Below are 15,579 nucleotides of genomic sequence, written 5' to 3'. Positions count from 1 at the left end.
TGTCAGGAAAATCCCTACGGGATTCGCGGTATTATTGCCGCTTATTTTCGCCCGCTGCTGTCCGGGGCGGCATAAGAAGAATTTCGGCAATTTACCTCAATCCCTCGGCGTTCATGAGCTCACTTCCCATCACCGATCGAAAAATCCGTTTCGGCTTAGTTGGTTGCGGCCGCATTTCCAAGAACCATATCGGCGCGATCGCGCAGCACGGCGACCGCGCCGAGCTGGTCGAAATCTGCGATACCAACCCCGAGGCGCTGCAGGCTGCCGAGGCGGCCACCGGGGCGCGGCCGTTCTCCTCGCTCAGCGACATGCTGGCGCAAGGCAATGCCGACGCGCTGGTGCTGGCCACCCCGTCCGGCCTGCACCCCTGGCAAGCCATCGAAGTGGCCCAGGCCGGTCGCCACGTGGTCAGCGAGAAGCCCATGGCTACCCGCTGGGAAGACGGCAAGCGCATGGTCAAGGCCTGTGACGAAGCCGGGGTGCGCCTGTTCGTGGTCAAGCAGAACCGCCGCAACGCCACCCTGCAACTGGTCAAGAAGGCCATCGAGCAGGGCCGCTTCGGCCGTATCTACATGGTGACGGTCAACGTCTTCTGGACCCGGCCGCAGGAGTATTACGACGCCGCCCGCTGGCGCGGCAAGTGGGAATGGGACGGCGGCGCATTCATGAACCAGGCCAGCCACTACGTGGACCTGCTGGACTGGCTGGTCGGCCCGGTCGAAAGCGTCTACGCCTACACGGCCACGCTGGCGCGCCGCATCGAAGCCGAGGACACCGGCGTGGCGGCGCTGCGCTGGCGCCACGGCGCGATGGGCTCGATCAACGTCACCATGCTGACCTATCCGCAGAACCTGGAAGGCTCCATCACCATTCTCGGTGAAAAGGGGACGGTTCGCGTGGGCGGCGTTGCGGTCAACCGCATCGACGAATGGAAGTTTGCCGAACCGCATCCGGATGACGACAAGATCCGCGAAGCCAATTACGAAACCACGTCGGTCTACGGTTTCGGGCACCCGCTGTACTACGACAATGTCATCAATTGCCTGCGCGGCGACTGCGAACCCGAAACCGACGGCCGCGAAGGCCTGCAATCGCTGGCCCTGCTGACCGCCATCTACCGCTCCGCGCGCGACGGCGTGCGCATCCCCCTGCCGCTGGACTGACGCATGACCACCATCCATCCGACCGCCATTGTCGATGAAGGCGCCCGCATCGGCGCCAACAGCCGCATCTGGCACTGGGTCCACATCTGCGGCGGCGCCGAGATCGGCGCAGGCTGCTCGCTGGGGCAGAACGTCTTCGTCGGCAACCGTGTGCGGATCGGCGACCGCGTGAAAATCCAGAACAACGTGTCGGTGTACGACAACGTTTTCCTGGAGGACGACGTGTTCTGCGGTCCGAGCATGGTGTTCACCAACGTCTACAACCCGCGCGCGGCCATCGAACGCAAGAACGAATACCGCGACACGCTGGTGCGCCAGGGCGCCACGCTGGGCGCCAACTGCACCATCGTCTGCGGCGCGACAGTGGGCCGCTACGCCTTTGTCGGCGCCGGCGCGGTCGTCAACAAGGACGTCCCCGATTTCGCACTGGTGGTCGGTGTGCCGGCGCGCCAGATCGGCTGGATGAGCCGCCACGGCGAACAGCTCGACCTGCCCCTGGCCGGCAACGGCCAGGCGCGCTGCCCCCATACGGGCGACCTTTATATCCTGGAAAACGGCGTCTGCCGACTGGGCGAGTGAGACATGCAATTCATTGACCTGAAAACCCAATACCAAGCGCTGCGCGACACCATCAACCCGCGCATCCAGGCCGTGCTGGACCACGGCCAGTTCATCATGGGCCCGGAAGTCAAGGAACTGGAGGCCGCCTTGTGCGCCTACACCGGCGCCAAGCACTGCATCACCGTGGCCTCGGGCACCGAGGCGCTGCTGATCTCGCTGATGGCGCTGGGCGTGAAGGCCGGCGACGAAGTCATCACCACCTCGTTCACCTTCGTGGCCACCGCTGAAGTCATCGCGCTGCTGGGCGCCAAGCCCGTGTTCGTCGACGTCGAACCGGATACCTGCAACATCAAGGTGTCCGAGATCGAAGCGAAGATCACCCCGCGCACCAAGGCCATCATCCCGGTGTCGCTGTACGGCCAATGCGGCGACATGGACGAAGTCAACGCCGTCGCGGCCAGGCACGGCCTGCCGGTCATCGAAGACGCCGCGCAGAGCTTCGGCGCCACCTACAAGGGCCGCAAGAGCTGCAACCTGTCGACCATCGGCTGCACCAGCTTCTTCCCGAGCAAGCCGCTGGGCTGCTACGGCGACGGCGGCGCGCTGTTCACCAACGACGACGAGCTGGCGCAAGCCATGCGCGAAATCCGCGTGCACGGCCAATCGGGCCGCTACTACCACGCCCGCATCGGCGTGGGCGGCCGCATGGACACGCTGCAATGCGCCGTGGTGCTGGGCAAGCTGGAGCGTTTCGATTGGGAAATCGCCCAACGCATCAAGATCGGCGCGCGCTACCAGCAACTGCTGGCCGATTTGCCCGGCGGCGCATGTACCGTAACCGTGCGCCCCGACCGCGACAGCGTCTGGGCCCAGTTCACCGTCATGGTGCCCAACCGCGAAGCCGTCATCGCCCAGCTGAAGGAGGCCGGCATTCCCACCGCCGTGCACTATCCGCGCCCCATCCACGCGCAGCCGGCCTATGAGCAATACGCCGAGGGCGCCGGCGCCACGCCGGTTTCCGACGACCTGGCCGCGCGCGTCATGAGCCTGCCGATGCACCCGGATCTGGACGAAGCCACCCAGGACAAGATCGTCGCCGCGTTGCGCCAGGCCCTGAACTGATTTCGTCATGCCGAAGAAGATACTGACCGTACTGGGCGCTCGCCCGCAATTCATCAAGGCGAGCGTCGTCTCCGCCGCCATTGCCCAGCACCCGGAACTGACGGAAGTCGTGGTCCACACGGGCCAGCATTTCGACGCCAACATGTCCGACGTCTTCTTCGACGAACTGGGCATGCAGACGCCCGCCCACCAGCTCGACATCCACGGCGGCGGCCACGGCGACATGACCGGCCGCATGCTGGTCGCGCTCGAACAGGTGATGCAGGCGGAAAAGCCGGACGTGGTGCTGGTCTACGGCGACACCAATTCGACCCTGGCCGGCGCGCTGGCGGCGGTCAAGCTGCATATTCCGGTCGCCCACGTGGAGGCCGGCCTGCGTTCGTTCAACCTGCGCATGCCCGAGGAAGTGAACCGCATCCTGACCGACCGCATTTCGCGCTGGCTGTTCACGCCTACCGACAGCGCCACGCGCCACCTGGCCGCCGAAGGCCAGTCGGGCGAGAAGGTCGTGCAGGTCGGCGATGTCATGTACGACGTCGCGCTGCACCACGGCGCGCGGGTCACCGCCGAAGGCCGGGCCCTGGCGGCCCATGGCCTGAAGCCGGGCGGCTATGTGCTGGCCACGATCCATCGCGCGGAAAATACCGACGACGCGCAACGCCTGACGACCATCGTGCGCGCGCTGCAGGCGTTGGCCGCCGAGCGCCAGGTCGTCTGGCCGCTGCACCCGCGCACGTGGGGCATCCTGGCCCGCCTGGGACTGCTCGACGAGCTGGCGTCCACCGTCACCTTGCTCGAACCGGTCGGCTACCTGGACATGGTGCAGCTGGAGAAATACGCCGCCCTCATCGCCACCGACTCCGGCGGCGTGCAGAAGGAAGCGTTTTTCCATCGCATCCCCTGCGTCACGCTGCGCGACGAAACCGAATGGACCGAGCTGGTCGACGCCGGCTGGAATCGCCTGGCGCCGCCGGTGTCCAGCGCCGTTGTCGCGCAAGCCGTCCAGGACGCGTTGCGCGAACAGCCGCGCGACGTGCAGCCCTACGGCGACGGCCAGGCCGCACGGCGCATCGTGGACGCCCTGGCCGCCCACTGATCCACCGTAGTACACGCACCGCCATGAACATCCTGCTGATCAACCATTACGCAGGCTCGCCCCGCTATGGCATGGAGTTCCGGCCGTATTACTTCGGCCGCGAATGGATCGGGCATGGGCATCAGGTAAAAGTGGCGGCCAGCACGATCTCGCACATCCGGGCGCGCGCCCCCCAGGCAGGCGGCCGGCTGACGCGCGAGAACGTCGATGGCATCGAGTATCTCTGGTATGCCACGTTGCCGTACCAAGGCAACGGCGCGCGCCGCCTGCTCAATATGCTGCAGTTCAGCGCGCGCCTGTATGGGCTGCGCCGCGACCTTGGCGGCTGGCGGCCGGATATCGTCATTGCCTCGTCCACGCATCCCTACGACGTCCTGCCCGCGGCACGCCTGGCCCGCCAGACCGGCGCCCGCCTGGTGTTCGAAGTGCACGACCTGTGGCCGCTGACGCCCAGGCTGCTGGGCGGCTTCAAGGCCTGGCATCCGATGATCGCGTCGATGCAATACGCGGAAGACTACGCGTACCGGCACGCCGACCTGACCGTTTCCATGCTGCCATGCGCCCTGCCCTACATGCGCGAGCGCGGGCTGGACCCGCGGCGGTATGCGCACGTGCCCAACGGCGTGCCGGTGACGGAATACAGTTCGCCCGACTTCGATAACCCCGACTATCTGCGGGTACGCGCGCAGATCCGCCAATTGCGCGAACAATGCGATTTCGTGCTTGCCTACGCCGGCACGCACGGCCACGCCAATGCGCTGGACATGCTGTTGCAGGCGATGGCGCGGCTGCGCGACCAACCCATCGGCCTCTTGCTGCTGGGCGATGGCCCCGACAAACCGGAGCTCAAGCGCCTGGCCGGCCAGCTCGGCCTGCGCCACATCGCCTTCGCCGATCCGGTGCCTCGCCCCGCCGTGCAGGCCGTGATGGCCGACATCGACGCGGCCTATATCGGCCTGAGGCGCAGCCCGCTGTTCCAGTTCGGCGTCAGCCCCAACAAGCTGTTCGACTACATGCTGTCGGCCTGCCCGGTAGTGCAATCGATCGAAAGCGGCAACGATATCGTGGCCGACGCCCGTTGCGGCGTGTCCGTGCCGGCGGAAGATCCGGCCGCCCTGGCCGCGGCCCTGCACGGCCTGCGCACCCTGCCCGCCGCCGAGCGCCAGGCCATGGGCCGGCGCGGCCGTGACTACGTGCTCGCCCGCCACGACTACCCGGTGCTGGCGCAGCAATTCCTCGACGCCGTGCAATCTGTCACGCCACGGCGCGCAGCCTCGCGCTAATCTGCGAGAATTGGCCGGTGCCGCCGGCGGCGCGCCTCTCACTTCTACAGCGATCCAGCACCATGAGCGACTTCCTGCCCTTTGCCCTGCCCGATATCGGCGAGGCCGAAATCCAAGCGGTCACCGAATCCATGCGTTCGGGCTGGCTGACCACCGGCCCCAACGCCCGCGAGTTCGAACGCGAATTCGCGGCCTACATCGGCGCCGACGTGGAGGCCGTGGCCGTCAATTCGGCCACCGCCGGCCTGCACCTGGCCCTGGAAGCCATAGGGGTCGGCCCGGGCGACGAAGTCATCACCACCACCCACACATTCACCGCCAGCGCCGAAGTCGCCCGCTACCTGGGCGCCGAACCGGTCCTGGTCGATATCGACCCGGCCACGCTGTGCATCTCGCCCGCCGCCATCGAACGCGCCATCACGCCGCGCACCCGCGCAATCGTGCCGGTGCACTACGGCGGCCTGTCCTGCGACATGGACAGCATCCTGGAGATCGCCCGCAAGCACGGCCTGAAAGTCATCGAGGACGCCGCCCACGCGCTGCCCGCCTCCTGGCAAGGCCGGCGTATCGGCAGCCTGGAAAGCGACCTGACCGTCTACAGCTTTTACGCCACCAAGACGCTGGCCACCGGCGAAGGGGGCATGGTGGTCACGCGCGACCCCGCCCTCGCCAAGCGCTGCCGTGTCATGCGGCTGCATGGCATCGACCGCGACGCCTTCGATCGCTTCACCTCGAAGAAGCCGGCGTGGTACTACGAAATCGTCGCCCCCGGCTTCAAGTACAACATGACCGACACGGCCGCCGCGATGGGCCGCGTCCAGTTGCAGCGCGTGCAGCAAATGCGCGACCGGCGCGCACAGATCGCCGCGGCCTATGACCAGGCCTTCGCCGATCTGCCGCTGACACTGCCCCCCGGCCCTGGCCGCACGCCGGGCGTCGAACGCGTGGCCCACCGCGATGACGACGAGCATTCCTGGCACCTGTACGCCATCCGCATCCATCCGCAGGCGCCGCTCAAGTGCGACGACTTCATCGTGCGCATGACCGAGAACGGCATCGGCTGCAGCGTGCACTACGTGCCGTTGCACCTGCAGCCCTATTGGCGCGACCGATATGGCCTGACGCCTGACATGTACCCCCATTCCCAGGCCGCATTCGAAGGCATGGCCAGCCTGCCGATCTACTCGCGCATGACCGATGCCGATGTACAGCGCGTCATCGCATCGGTACGGCAACTGCTGCGCCCATGATCAAACGGCTGTTTGACGTCGTTTGCTCGGGGCTGGGGCTGCTGGCGCTACTGCCGCTGCTCGCCCTGATCGCCATCGCCATCAAGCTGGACAGCCCGGGACCGGTGTTTTTCCGCCAGGAACGCGTCGGCAAGGACGGCGTGCCATTTCGCATCCACAAGCTGCGCAGCATGAGCGTGCGGCAGGACCCGCAGGCGGGGCAGATCACGGTGGGCGCCGACCCTCGCATAACCCGTGTCGGGAAATGGATCCGCAAGTGGAAACTGGACGAGCTGGTCCAGTTGATCGACGTCTTTACCGGCAGCATGAGCCTGGTCGGCCCGCGTCCCGAAGTGCCCCGCTATGTGGTCCTGTATCCGGACGCGTTGCGCGACCTGGTCCTTTCGGTGCGCCCCGGAATCACCGATCCCGCGTCGATACGCTTTCGCAACGAAAACGAGATCCTGGGACAATCAAGCGACCCCGAACGTACATACCGCGAAATCATTCTTCCGGAAAAATTGCGTATCCAGGCCGAATATGTCCAAACACGGACATTTTTGGGTGACCTGAAAATCATTGCCCATACCCTGCTGGCCGTTGCCAGATAATCGGAAACTATTTGATACTCTTACTCCACGGGTAAGACACGCCGCTCATTGGAGATTGTGTTAATTTGACTCGCACTCAATGGCGCGCCCCGGCAGTGTCGCGCCTTTGCGCACCAACGCCGCGGCTTTCCCGCCATCCGACTGTCCCCAGGATGCGCCCGGTCGCGCGCACCCACGATGGTTCGATGATTTATCTTGCTAAGTAACGTACCCTCTCGCCAGTCGCCAGACTTCGCGCAACGCACGCCTGCCAGGGTAGCCTTGCTGGGACCGGCACGTAGCATCCATACCATCCGCTGGGCAAACGGATTGGCCCTGCGCGGCCTGCAGGTACACCTGCTTTCGCTGGAAACGCCCGATCTCTCGCTGTACGACGAGCGCATCGTCCAGTATCGGCTTCCCTGGCGCGCTCCGCTGGGTTACTTCCTGGCCGCGCCCCGCCTGCGGGCACTGCTCAAACGCATCGACCCGGATCTGCTCAACGTTCACTATGCGACCGGCTACGGCCTGTTAGCGCGCCGCGCCCGTTTCTCCCCCGTCCTGCTGTCAGCGTGGGGTAGCGACATTTACGAGTTTCCGAACTCCAGTACCTGGCACAAGGCATTGCTGCAGCGCAATCTCGACCATGCGACGGCCCTGGCGGCCACCAGCCACGCCATGCAGCGCGAAATGCGCGGCCTGACGCGGCGCCCGATCTTCGTTACCCCGTTCGGCATCGACGAAGCGCTGTTCCAACCGGCCCAATCCGTCCAGGCGCCGGCCGCGGACGGCCCCATCGTCATAGGCACGGTCAAGGCGCTGGAAACCCACTACGGCATCGACACGCTGATCCAGGCCTTTGCGCTGCTCAGGCAGGCCCTGGCAGCCAGCCAGCCCGGGATGGCCGAGCGCCTGGTGTTGCGCATCTATGGCGCGGGCAGCCAGCTCCAGCGCCTGCGCGCGCAGGCCCAGGCCGCCCATATCGCGAATCAGGTGGAATTCAAGGGACGCATCCCGCACGCCGAGGTGCCCGAAGCCTTGCGCGCCCTGGACGTGTACGTGGCCTTGAGCCGCATGGACAGCTTCGGCGTCGCCATCCTGGAAGCCTGCTCGTGCGCCCTGCCGGTCGTGGTGTCCAATGCCGATGGCCCGGCCGAGGTCGTGGTCGACGGCAAGACGGGCTACATCGTGGCGCGTGAAGACGCCCATGCCGCCGCCGACAGGCTGCAGGAGCTGGTCCTGAACCCGGAGTTGCGTCAACGCCTGGGTGCCGCCGGGCGGGCCCGCGTGCTCAGCGAATATACCTGGAGCAAAAGCCTGGATATGATGCTGGACGCCTACACCGAAACAGCCAGGCTTTATCGTGCGACCCAGCCCGCCTCCGTATGATGACCCTGCTACCCCTGCTGGTCATCGCCAGCTATTCGATCATCCATCTGCTCGAGTATCTGAGCTACTACGCGCGCGTCGCGGGGCGCATGGCGGGCAAGCCCGTCACCGGCTATGCCATCCAGAACGCCACCACCACGGTCACCCGCTTCTTCTACCTGGCCCTGATGCCGCTGCTGGGCTTCCTGGTCGACAAGCAGGTCCCGACCTCGCTCTATCTCCAGATGGGGCTGGCAGCCATGTTTGGCGCGGCGCTGCTGTCCCTGCTGGGTTACTGGCTGCGCTACTCCTGGATCGCGCTGCTCACCAATGCCGTGCGCAAGCGCGCGGGGCAGCCGCCACTGCGCGTTGAAGAAATCCGGACCGCCCTGGAGGCACCGGCCAGCCTGCCGAAAAAACGCATCGCCCTGCTGGCCGCAATCGTTTTCCTTTGCTATTGCCTGGGCGTATTACTTTCATACTTTTTCGCGCTGGTGTTTCACGAGTATCGAAGTACGATTTCGCAACTGTCAGGATTGATCAACGGCGTTGCGACCGTCCTGCTCACATTTGTCCTGGAACCCCGCATTGCCGGCATCGTGGACGCGCGTCCGACCCACGACGTCTATCATGCGATCCAGGCCATGCTGAATGGCCGGTTGATCGCAATCGGTTTGCTGGCGCCCGCTCTTTTCTTCGGAGTTTGCATTGGCTTTGTCTAGCTGTGAACTGTCAATAGGTTGTATTCGTCCAGGTTGAGTCTGGAGATGGGTACAGCGCGCCCGATGCCTTGGTGGGGTCGATGCCAGTTGTAGTGGTGTAGCCAGGATTTCATGGCATCGGCTCGGTGTTGGGAGTTCTGGTAGGTGTGAGCGTAAGCCCACTCACGCAAGGCCGACTGGATGAAGCGTTCGGCCTTGCCATTGGTCTGTGGGCGGTAAGGTCGGGTAAAGCGGTGCTTGATGCCCAGCTCATGGCACAGCGCGGCGAAGGCGCGGCTGCGAAAGGCCGAGCCATTGTCGGTGAGCAAGCGCTGGATGGTCACGCCCAGGCGCTGGTAGTAGGCCACTGCGTCCTTGAGGAACTGGACGGCGCTGGGGAAGCGCTCGTCGGGGTGGATGTCGGTGAAGGCCACGCGGGCGTGGTCATCGATGGCCACGAAGACGAAGTCCCAGCCGGCCCCCTCAACGGTATCGCGTCGGTTGCCCGTGACCCGGTGGCCAGGGCGCTGGATACGTCCCAGCTTCTTGATGTCGATGTGCAGCAGATCGCCGGGGGCCTGATGCTCGTAGCGCACCACCGGCTCGGCCGGCTCCAGGTCGGCCAGGTGCGACAGACCGGCGCGGGCCAGGACGCGGCTGACGGTGCTGGCTGACACGCCCAGCGCCTGGGCGATGCGCGCTTGGGTCAGCCGCTTGCGGCGCAGCTCCACGATAGCCAGCGCCTTGGCCGGCGCAATCGCTCGGGGCGAGACCGTCGGGCGCGAGGACGCATCGGCCAAGCCCGCCTGGCCCTGAGCCAGGAAGCGGCCCAGCCATTTGCGCACAGTCGGCGCGGTGACCCCATAGGCGCGGGCCGCTTCAGGCACACAAACTTGATGGGCGATCAATTGCTGGACCATTTCGAGTCGACGTAGGAAGGTCAATCGGGCATGCTTATGGGTGTTCATCCGGCCGGGCTCCTTGAGTGAACTGGGGGGTTGGCGATTTCCAGTTTCTCAAATCCGGTTCGGATGAACCATGCATACAACCTATTGAATCTTCACATCTAGCGCGCCGACCCGAGCCCTGGCTTGGCCGAACATATCCACGCCACTGGCCTTGTGCGCCGTCGCACTGGGTTTTTCCGGCTCTTCCATCTACGTGCTGGACCCGCTGCGACCCTTTCATTTCGGCGCCGCGCTGATCCTGGCTCTGATCGCGCTGGACCGGGAATGGCGCCGTGTTGTCCTGGACAGTGCCCTGACCCGCTGGCTGGCAGCGACCGCGGCGGTCCTGCTGATCCAGTTGCTGTGGGTAGAGCATACGGACCGTTATCTGCGTTTTCTGGCCTTCCTGCTGACAGGCGTCTGCTACACCGTGCTGGCCGACGCGCTGGTCCGCCGCCGCGTGGATTTTGCGGAAGGCTTGTACCCCATAGTCCTCTACTGGCTGATCACAGCCGCCATACCGATCTACGACGCCTGGACCGGCTCCGGCCGCTTCCGGATGAGCTACCCCCTGACCGGCGGCGTCTGGTACAACATCAATGACATGGCCACGGCCCTGGTCTTCGCCAATCTCATCTGGCTCCTGATCAAGCGCAAGCTGTCGTTCCCCCTGTACCTCACCTGTTGGTTCTATGCCCTGGCCATGAACCGCCGCACCATCTTGCTGGCCGCAAGCGTGCTGGGGCTGTGCTGTACCTGCTGGGCTACGCGCGGCGCCTGAAGCACGGCAACCGGACGCTGCTGGCCGGCGCGCTGCTTGCGACCTCGGCCGCCGCCCTGGTGCTGCATCATGGCAACTTCCAGTTCGGCACCCTCCCGTCCCTGGCGCCCCGGGCCCAGGTCGGGGCTGGCGCCGTACTGACGCCGGCATCCACCGCGGCCGCCGACGAGACCATCCAATCCGCGCAGGCCGGCGAGGATATGCCCCCCGTGGGCGAGATCGGAGTGATTGCCAACAACGGCGACCACTCGACCGCTTATCGGGTCCAGCTATTGCTGGACATGTATGCGCAGATCCGCGAAATGCCCTGGTGGCAATGGGCATTCGGCCTGGGGCTGGGACAATTGAACCTGATGTGGCCGGCGACGGACGCCCAATGGGCATCGCCGCATTTCTTCTGGCTCGAAATGTTCTTTCATCTGGGCTTGCTGTGGGTGGCATTCCTCGGCTGGCTGTTGGTGCGCTCGGACAGTACCGGACGCATCTGCCTGATAACCGCGGCGATCGCCGGCATGGCCCCGAGTTCCATGATTTATCTGCAGCCCTTCTGGTTTCTGGTCGGCGTATGCGTGGCCGTCTTGCCACAGAAAAATGGCGCCCCGTCCCGTCCAGCCGCATTGCCGCAGCACGCTAGTCAGTAAAATCCGCAAACTGCTTGCCTACCCTTTTTCGCATCGTCCGTCGCAGTTATGACTCTCCCCTATGCCATCCGGCGCCTCTTCGTCGACTTGCCGCGACCGTTCAAGCAGATGCTGGCGATCGTGCTGGATGCCGTAATCCTGCTGGGCGCTTTCCACCTGGCGCTATGGCTGCGTTTCGAGCTGTTCTTCCTGACCGACCAGTATCTGTTCCTGTCCCTGCTTGCCTGCGCGGGCGGCATTGCGGCCCTGGCGGCGTTCGGCGTCTACCTCTATATCCTGCGCTACATGAGCGAGCGGGTGCTGGCCGCCATCCTGGGGGGAATAGTGGTATCGGTCATGGTCGTGACCGCCGGGAACACCTTCCTGCAGCTGGCCACCATCTCGCGCGGCGTACTGGTCCTGTATGCCGCGCTCGCCCTGGTGGGCCTGATCGGCGTGCGGCTGATTGCCCGCAAACTGCTGTTCCCCGCCGACCATCACATGGCCGATCCGCGCACGCCGGTACTGATCTACGGCGCGGGCGGGGCCGGGTCGCAACTGGCCATGGCGCTGCGCGCGGGGCCGCATTACCGTCCCGTCGCCATGCTCGACGACGACAAGCGTAAACACCGCCTGGTCGTCAACGGCCTGCGGGTCTACCCGCCCGAGCAACTGCCCAAGCTGATCGACCGCCACAACATCCGGCAGCTGCTGATCGCGATGCCTTCGGCGCCGCCCAAGCAGATCCGCAGCATCGTCGAAGCCGCCGAACCATACCGCCTGCGCATCCGGCTGGTGCCGAGCATGCGCGAACTCATCGACCCCACCAATGGCGTGCGCCTGCGCGACGTACAGGTGGAGGATCTGCTCGGACGCGATCCGGTCGCGCCCATCGACACGCTGTTGGGCCGCTGCGTCACGGACCGGGTCGTCATGGTCACGGGCGCCGGCGGCTCCATCGGTTCCGAACTGTGCCGCCAGATCCTGGCCTTGCGCCCCCGCAAGCTGGTGCTCTTCGAGATCGCCGAACCGGCGCTCTACGCCATCGAGCAGGATCTGCGCCAGCGCATCGGCGAGCGCAACATCGAAATTGCCGGCGTGCTGGGGTCGGTGCGCGACGCCGCCCACTGCCTGGCCCAGTTGCAGGAGCACGGCGTACAGACCATTTATCACGCCGCCGCGTACAAGCACGTGCCCATCGTCGAGCACAATGTCTCCGAGGGCATACGCACCAATGCCTTCGGCACGCTCAACATGGCCGAGACCGCCATCCAGGCGGGCGTGCTCGATTTCGTCCTGATCTCCACCGATAAGGCCGTGCGCCCCACCAATGTCATGGGCGCCTCCAAGCGCCTGGCCGAGCTGATCCTGCAGGCGCACGCGCAGATCCAGGACAAGATCCGCTTCTCGATGGTGCGCTTTGGCAACGTGCTGGGCAGCTCCGGCAGCGTCGTGCCGCTGTTCCGGCGCCAGATCCTGGAAGGCGGGCCGATCACGCTCACGCACCCCGAGATCACGCGCTACTTCATGACCATACCCGAAGCCGCGCAACTGGTACTGCAGGCCGGCGCCATGGGCGAATCCGGCTCGGTCTTCGTGCTGGACATGGGCGAACCGGTATTGATCCGCGAACTGGCCGAGCGCATGGTGCGCCTGTACGGACTGACAGTAAAGAACTCGGACCAGCCGGATGGCGATATCGAAATTCGCATCACGGGACTGCGGCCCGGGGAAAAGCTGTACGAAGAACTGCTGATCGGGGAAGACTCCCGTGAAACCCTGCATCCCCGCATCATGCGCGCCACGGAATACAGCCTTCCGTACGAAACCCTCATGGGGCAATTGCGCATGCTCGATCGTTCGCTGCAAATGTGCAGCCCGCGGCAAGCGGCGGAATTGCTGGGCCAGATCGTACGGGAATATGCGTCGGTGACGTACGCCTAGCTGTGAACTGTCAATAGGTTGTATTCGTCCAGGTTGAGTCTGGAGATGGGTACAGCGCGCCCGATGCCTTGGTGGGGTCGATGCCAGTTGTAGTGGTGTAGCCAGGATTTCATGGCATCGGCTCGGTGTTGGGAGTTCTGGTAGGTGTGAGCGTAAGCCCACTCACGCAAGGCCGACTGGATGAAGCGTTCGGCCTTGCCATTGGTCTGTGGGCGGTAAGGTCGGGTAAAGCGGTGCTTGATGCCCAGCTCATGGCACAGCGCGGCGAAGGCGCGGCTGCGAAAGGCCGAGCCATTGTCGGTGAGCAAGCGCTGGATGGTCACGCCCAGGCGCTGGTAGTAGGCCACTGCGTCCTTGAGGAACTGGACGGCGCTGGGGAAGCGCTCGTCGGGGTGGATGTCGGTGAAGGCCACGCGGGCGTGGTCATCGATGGCCACGAAGACGAAGTCCCAGCCGGCCCCCTCAACGGTATCGCGTCGGTTGCCCGTGACCCGGTGGCCAGGGCGCTGGATACGTCCCAGCTTCTTGATGTCGATGTGCAGCAGATCGCCGGGGGCCTGATGCTCGTAGCGCACCACCGGCTCGGCCGGCTCCAGGTCGGCCAGGTGCGACAGACCGGCGCGGGCCAGGACGCGGCTGACGGTGCTGGCTGACACGCCCAGCGCCTGGGCGATGCGCGCTTGGGTCAGCCGCTTGCGGCGCAGCTCCACGATAGCCAGCGCCTTGGCCGGCGCAATCGCTCGGGGCGAGACCGTCGGGCGCGAGGACGCATCGGCCAAGCCCGCCTGGCCCTGAGCCAGGAAGCGGCCCAGCCATTTGCGCACAGTCGGCGCGGTGACCCCATAGGCGCGGGCCGCTTCAGGCACACAAACTTGATGGGCGATCAATTGCTGGACCATTTCGAGTCGACGTAGGAAGGTCAATCGGGCATGCTTATGGGTGTTCATCCGGCCGGGCTCCTTGAGTGAACTGGGGGATCGGCGATTTCCAGTTTCTCAAATCCGGTTCGGATGAACCATGCATACAACCTATTGAATCTTCACAGCTAGCCTGGCCGCCGCACTGCTTCTGGCGACGACCGGCGCGCTGGCGCAAAGCCTGCCGTATGGCGTCACGCTGGGCAATCTGCAGGCCACCCGCGATGCCGCCGCCGGCGTCAGCACCATTACCGGCTCGCTCAGCAACCAGGGCGCCAAGCGCATCGGCCGCGCCTGGGTGGTGTTCGCGCTGTACGACTCGCAGGGGCGCGAGATCGGGCGGGTCAAGGAGCAGTCCATCGGTCCCATAGCGCCAGGCGAAATATGGCAGATCCGCAGTACCACGCCGCAACCCTTCGAGCGCTTCTCGGCCATCGAAATCAAGGCGGAATGACGGCCGGCGCCGATGCCCGGACCCAAGTTATGGGAAAATCCTTTCCTGTCGGCGCCAGCCTCGTCCGTTCGGGCGAGCCGGCCGCGCGTCCAATCCCGGGACGCCCCCGCGCCAGACTCTCTAGGATGGAATCATGTTTCCCAAAAGACTTACCGACGGCTATCACGCCTTCCTGCAAGGCCGCTTCCACAGCGAGCGCAGTCGATATGAAGCATTGGCCGAGAAGGGCCAGAAACCCGAAATCCTGCTGATAGGCTGTTGCGACTCCCGCGTTTCCCCCGAGGTCATCTTCGACGCGGGCCCGGGCGAGATTTTCGTCGTGCGCAACGTCGCCAACCTCGTGCCGCCCTGCGAGCCCGACGCCGAGTCGTCCTTCCACGGCACCAGCGCGGCCATCGAATTCGCCGTCAACGGCTTGAACGTCAAGCACATCGTTGTGCTGGGCCACGCCTCGTGCGGCGGCATCCGTTCGTTCTATGACGACGGCGAGCCGCTGTCCAAGATGGACTTCATCGGCAAATGGATGTCGCAGATCTCCCCGGTCGCCGAACGGCTGGGTCCGTCCACCGGCGATCGCGCCACCGACATCAAGCGGCTGGAACTGGCCGTGGTCGAAGAAAGCCTGCGGAACCTGATGACCTTCCCGTCCATCAGCAGCCGCGTCGAGCGCGGCGAGCTCGAGCTGCACGGCACGTACTTCGGCGTGGCCACCGGCCTGCTGTACGTGCTTGACCGCGCGACGGGCCAGTTCGCCCCCTGGCTGGAAGAGGACGCGGCGGCCTGAGGCGCGCCGCCTCCGC

At 65.3% G+C, this 15,579-nt stretch carries 16 protein-coding genes; 14 read left to right on the top strand and 2 right to left on the bottom strand.

What is annotated here, in order from left to right:
* Window positions 1-113: 113 nt before the first annotated feature.
* The 9 genes from wlbA (at window position 114) to wlbI (ending at window position 9,137) form a co-directional block, all read left to right on the top strand.
* Window positions 114-1,166 carry an O-antigen biosynthesis protein WlbA gene (wlbA, locus tag BN118_RS00835; protein WP_003807115.1) on the top strand — a complete coding sequence of 351 codons (1,053 nt, stop codon included), beginning with the start codon at window positions 114-116 and terminating at the stop codon, window positions 1,164-1,166.
* A 3-nt stretch (window positions 1,167-1,169) separates the two neighbouring features.
* Entirely contained in the window at window positions 1,170-1,745 is a 576-nt protein-coding gene (gene wlbB, locus BN118_RS00830; protein ID WP_003807114.1) for an O-antigen biosynthesis protein WlbB, read from the top strand.
* Window positions 1,746-1,748: 3 nt separating this feature from the next.
* Entirely contained in the window at window positions 1,749-2,849 is a 1,101-nt protein-coding gene (gene wlbC, locus BN118_RS00825) for an O-antigen biosynthesis protein WlbC (protein ID WP_010929614.1), read from the top strand.
* A gap of 7 nt (window positions 2,850-2,856) precedes the next feature.
* Window positions 2,857-3,945: an O-antigen biosynthesis protein WlbD gene (gene wlbD, locus BN118_RS00820; protein ID WP_010929613.1), complete on the top strand. Its 1,089-nt coding sequence runs from the start codon at window positions 2,857-2,859 to the stop codon at window positions 3,943-3,945.
* Between the two features lie 23 nt (window positions 3,946-3,968).
* On the top strand, window positions 3,969-5,228 hold the full coding sequence (wlbE, locus tag BN118_RS00815; RefSeq protein WP_014905413.1) for an O-antigen biosynthesis protein WlbE: 1,260 nt from the start codon (window positions 3,969-3,971) through the stop codon (window positions 5,226-5,228).
* Between the two features lie 62 nt (window positions 5,229-5,290).
* Window positions 5,291-6,478 (top strand): O-antigen biosynthesis aminotransferase WlbF, encoded by a 1,188-nt coding sequence (gene wlbF / locus BN118_RS00810; protein WP_023853419.1) that lies wholly within the window; start codon window positions 5,291-5,293, stop codon window positions 6,476-6,478.
* A complete protein-coding gene (wlbG, locus tag BN118_RS00805; protein ID WP_010929610.1) occupies window positions 6,475-7,068 on the top strand; it encodes an O-antigen biosynthesis protein WlbG in 594 nt (197 codons plus the stop codon). The genes wlbF and wlbG overlap by 4 nt, the downstream gene beginning before the upstream one ends.
* Before the next feature lie 195 nt (window positions 7,069-7,263).
* On the top strand, window positions 7,264-8,436 hold the full coding sequence (wlbH, locus tag BN118_RS00800; RefSeq protein WP_010929609.1) for an O-antigen biosynthesis protein WlbH: 1,173 nt from the start codon (window positions 7,264-7,266) through the stop codon (window positions 8,434-8,436).
* Complete coding sequence (gene wlbI / locus BN118_RS00795) at window positions 8,433-9,137, top strand: O-antigen biosynthesis protein WlbI (protein ID WP_003807102.1); 705 nt, start codon at window positions 8,433-8,435, stop codon at window positions 9,135-9,137. Before wlbH ends, wlbI begins: the two co-directional genes overlap by 4 nt.
* Here the strand turns inward: wlbI and BN118_RS00790 are convergent.
* Window positions 9,134-10,084: an IS481-like element IS481 family transposase gene (locus tag BN118_RS00790; protein ID WP_005012067.1), complete on the bottom strand. Its 951-nt coding sequence runs from the start codon at window positions 10,082-10,084 to the stop codon at window positions 9,134-9,136. The genes wlbI and BN118_RS00790 overlap by 4 nt on opposite strands.
* 151 nt (window positions 10,085-10,235) lie before the next feature.
* Here BN118_RS00790 and BN118_RS20595 point away from each other — a divergent pair, with 151 nt between their 5' ends.
* The 3 genes from BN118_RS20595 to wlbL are packed head-to-tail and all read left to right on the top strand — an operon-like array spanning window position 10,236 to window position 13,408.
* Entirely contained in the window at window positions 10,236-10,844 is a 609-nt protein-coding gene (locus BN118_RS20595) for a hypothetical protein (protein ID WP_023853413.1), read from the top strand.
* Window positions 10,811-11,485 carry a hypothetical protein gene (locus tag BN118_RS20590; RefSeq protein WP_227914928.1) on the top strand — a complete coding sequence of 225 codons (675 nt, stop codon included), beginning with the start codon at window positions 10,811-10,813 and terminating at the stop codon, window positions 11,483-11,485. Before BN118_RS20595 ends, BN118_RS20590 begins: the two co-directional genes overlap by 34 nt.
* 48 nt (window positions 11,486-11,533) lie before the next feature.
* A complete protein-coding gene (gene wlbL, locus BN118_RS00780) occupies window positions 11,534-13,408 on the top strand; it encodes an O-antigen biosynthesis protein WlbL (protein WP_014905412.1) in 1,875 nt (624 codons plus the stop codon).
* On the opposite strand, the gene BN118_RS00775 is transcribed toward wlbL, so the two are convergent.
* Window positions 13,405-14,355, bottom strand: a complete 951-nt coding sequence (locus BN118_RS00775) for an IS481-like element IS481 family transposase (protein ID WP_005012067.1) — start codon at window positions 14,353-14,355, stop codon at window positions 13,405-13,407. The genes wlbL and BN118_RS00775 overlap by 4 nt on opposite strands.
* A gap of 88 nt (window positions 14,356-14,443) precedes the next feature.
* Between BN118_RS00775 and BN118_RS21150 the strand changes: the two genes are divergently transcribed.
* Together BN118_RS21150 and BN118_RS00765 are read left to right on the top strand one after the other, a co-directional pair.
* Window positions 14,444-14,779 carry an FxLYD domain-containing protein gene (locus tag BN118_RS21150; protein WP_033446132.1) on the top strand — a complete coding sequence of 112 codons (336 nt, stop codon included), beginning with the start codon at window positions 14,444-14,446 and terminating at the stop codon, window positions 14,777-14,779.
* A 133-nt stretch (window positions 14,780-14,912) separates the two neighbouring features.
* Window positions 14,913-15,563, top strand: a complete 651-nt coding sequence (locus tag BN118_RS00765) for a carbonic anhydrase (RefSeq protein ID WP_003819076.1) — start codon at window positions 14,913-14,915, stop codon at window positions 15,561-15,563.
* Window positions 15,564-15,579: the final 16 nt, after the last annotated feature.

The organism is Bordetella pertussis 18323 (assembly GCF_000306945.1).
Classification (GTDB): Bacteria; Pseudomonadota; Gammaproteobacteria; order Burkholderiales; family Burkholderiaceae_B; genus Bordetella; species Bordetella pertussis.
This window is presented reverse-complemented; position numbering and strand designations above follow the sequence as displayed.

Coding starts and splice junctions, on each gene's coding strand:
- wlbA (WP_003807115.1), top strand. CDS start 114: ATGAGCTCACTTCCCATCACCGATCGAAAAATCCGTTTCGGCTTAGTT.
- wlbB (WP_003807114.1), top strand. CDS start 1,170: ATGACCACCATCCATCCGACCGCCATTGTCGATGAAGGCGCCCGCATC.
- wlbC (WP_010929614.1), top strand. CDS start 1,749: ATGCAATTCATTGACCTGAAAACCCAATACCAAGCGCTGCGCGACACC.
- wlbD (WP_010929613.1), top strand. CDS start 2,857: ATGCCGAAGAAGATACTGACCGTACTGGGCGCTCGCCCGCAATTCATC.
- wlbE (WP_014905413.1), top strand. CDS start 3,969: ATGAACATCCTGCTGATCAACCATTACGCAGGCTCGCCCCGCTATGGC.
- wlbF (WP_023853419.1), top strand. CDS start 5,291: ATGAGCGACTTCCTGCCCTTTGCCCTGCCCGATATCGGCGAGGCCGAA.
- wlbG (WP_010929610.1), top strand. CDS start 6,475: ATGATCAAACGGCTGTTTGACGTCGTTTGCTCGGGGCTGGGGCTGCTG.
- wlbI (WP_003807102.1), top strand. CDS start 8,433: ATGATGACCCTGCTACCCCTGCTGGTCATCGCCAGCTATTCGATCATC.
- BN118_RS00790 (WP_005012067.1), bottom strand. CDS start 10,084: ATGAACACCCATAAGCATGCCCGATTGACCTTCCTACGTCGACTCGAA.
- wlbL (WP_014905412.1), top strand. CDS start 11,534: ATGACTCTCCCCTATGCCATCCGGCGCCTCTTCGTCGACTTGCCGCGA.
- BN118_RS00775 (WP_005012067.1), bottom strand. CDS start 14,355: ATGAACACCCATAAGCATGCCCGATTGACCTTCCTACGTCGACTCGAA.
- BN118_RS00765 (WP_003819076.1), top strand. CDS start 14,913: ATGTTTCCCAAAAGACTTACCGACGGCTATCACGCCTTCCTGCAAGGC.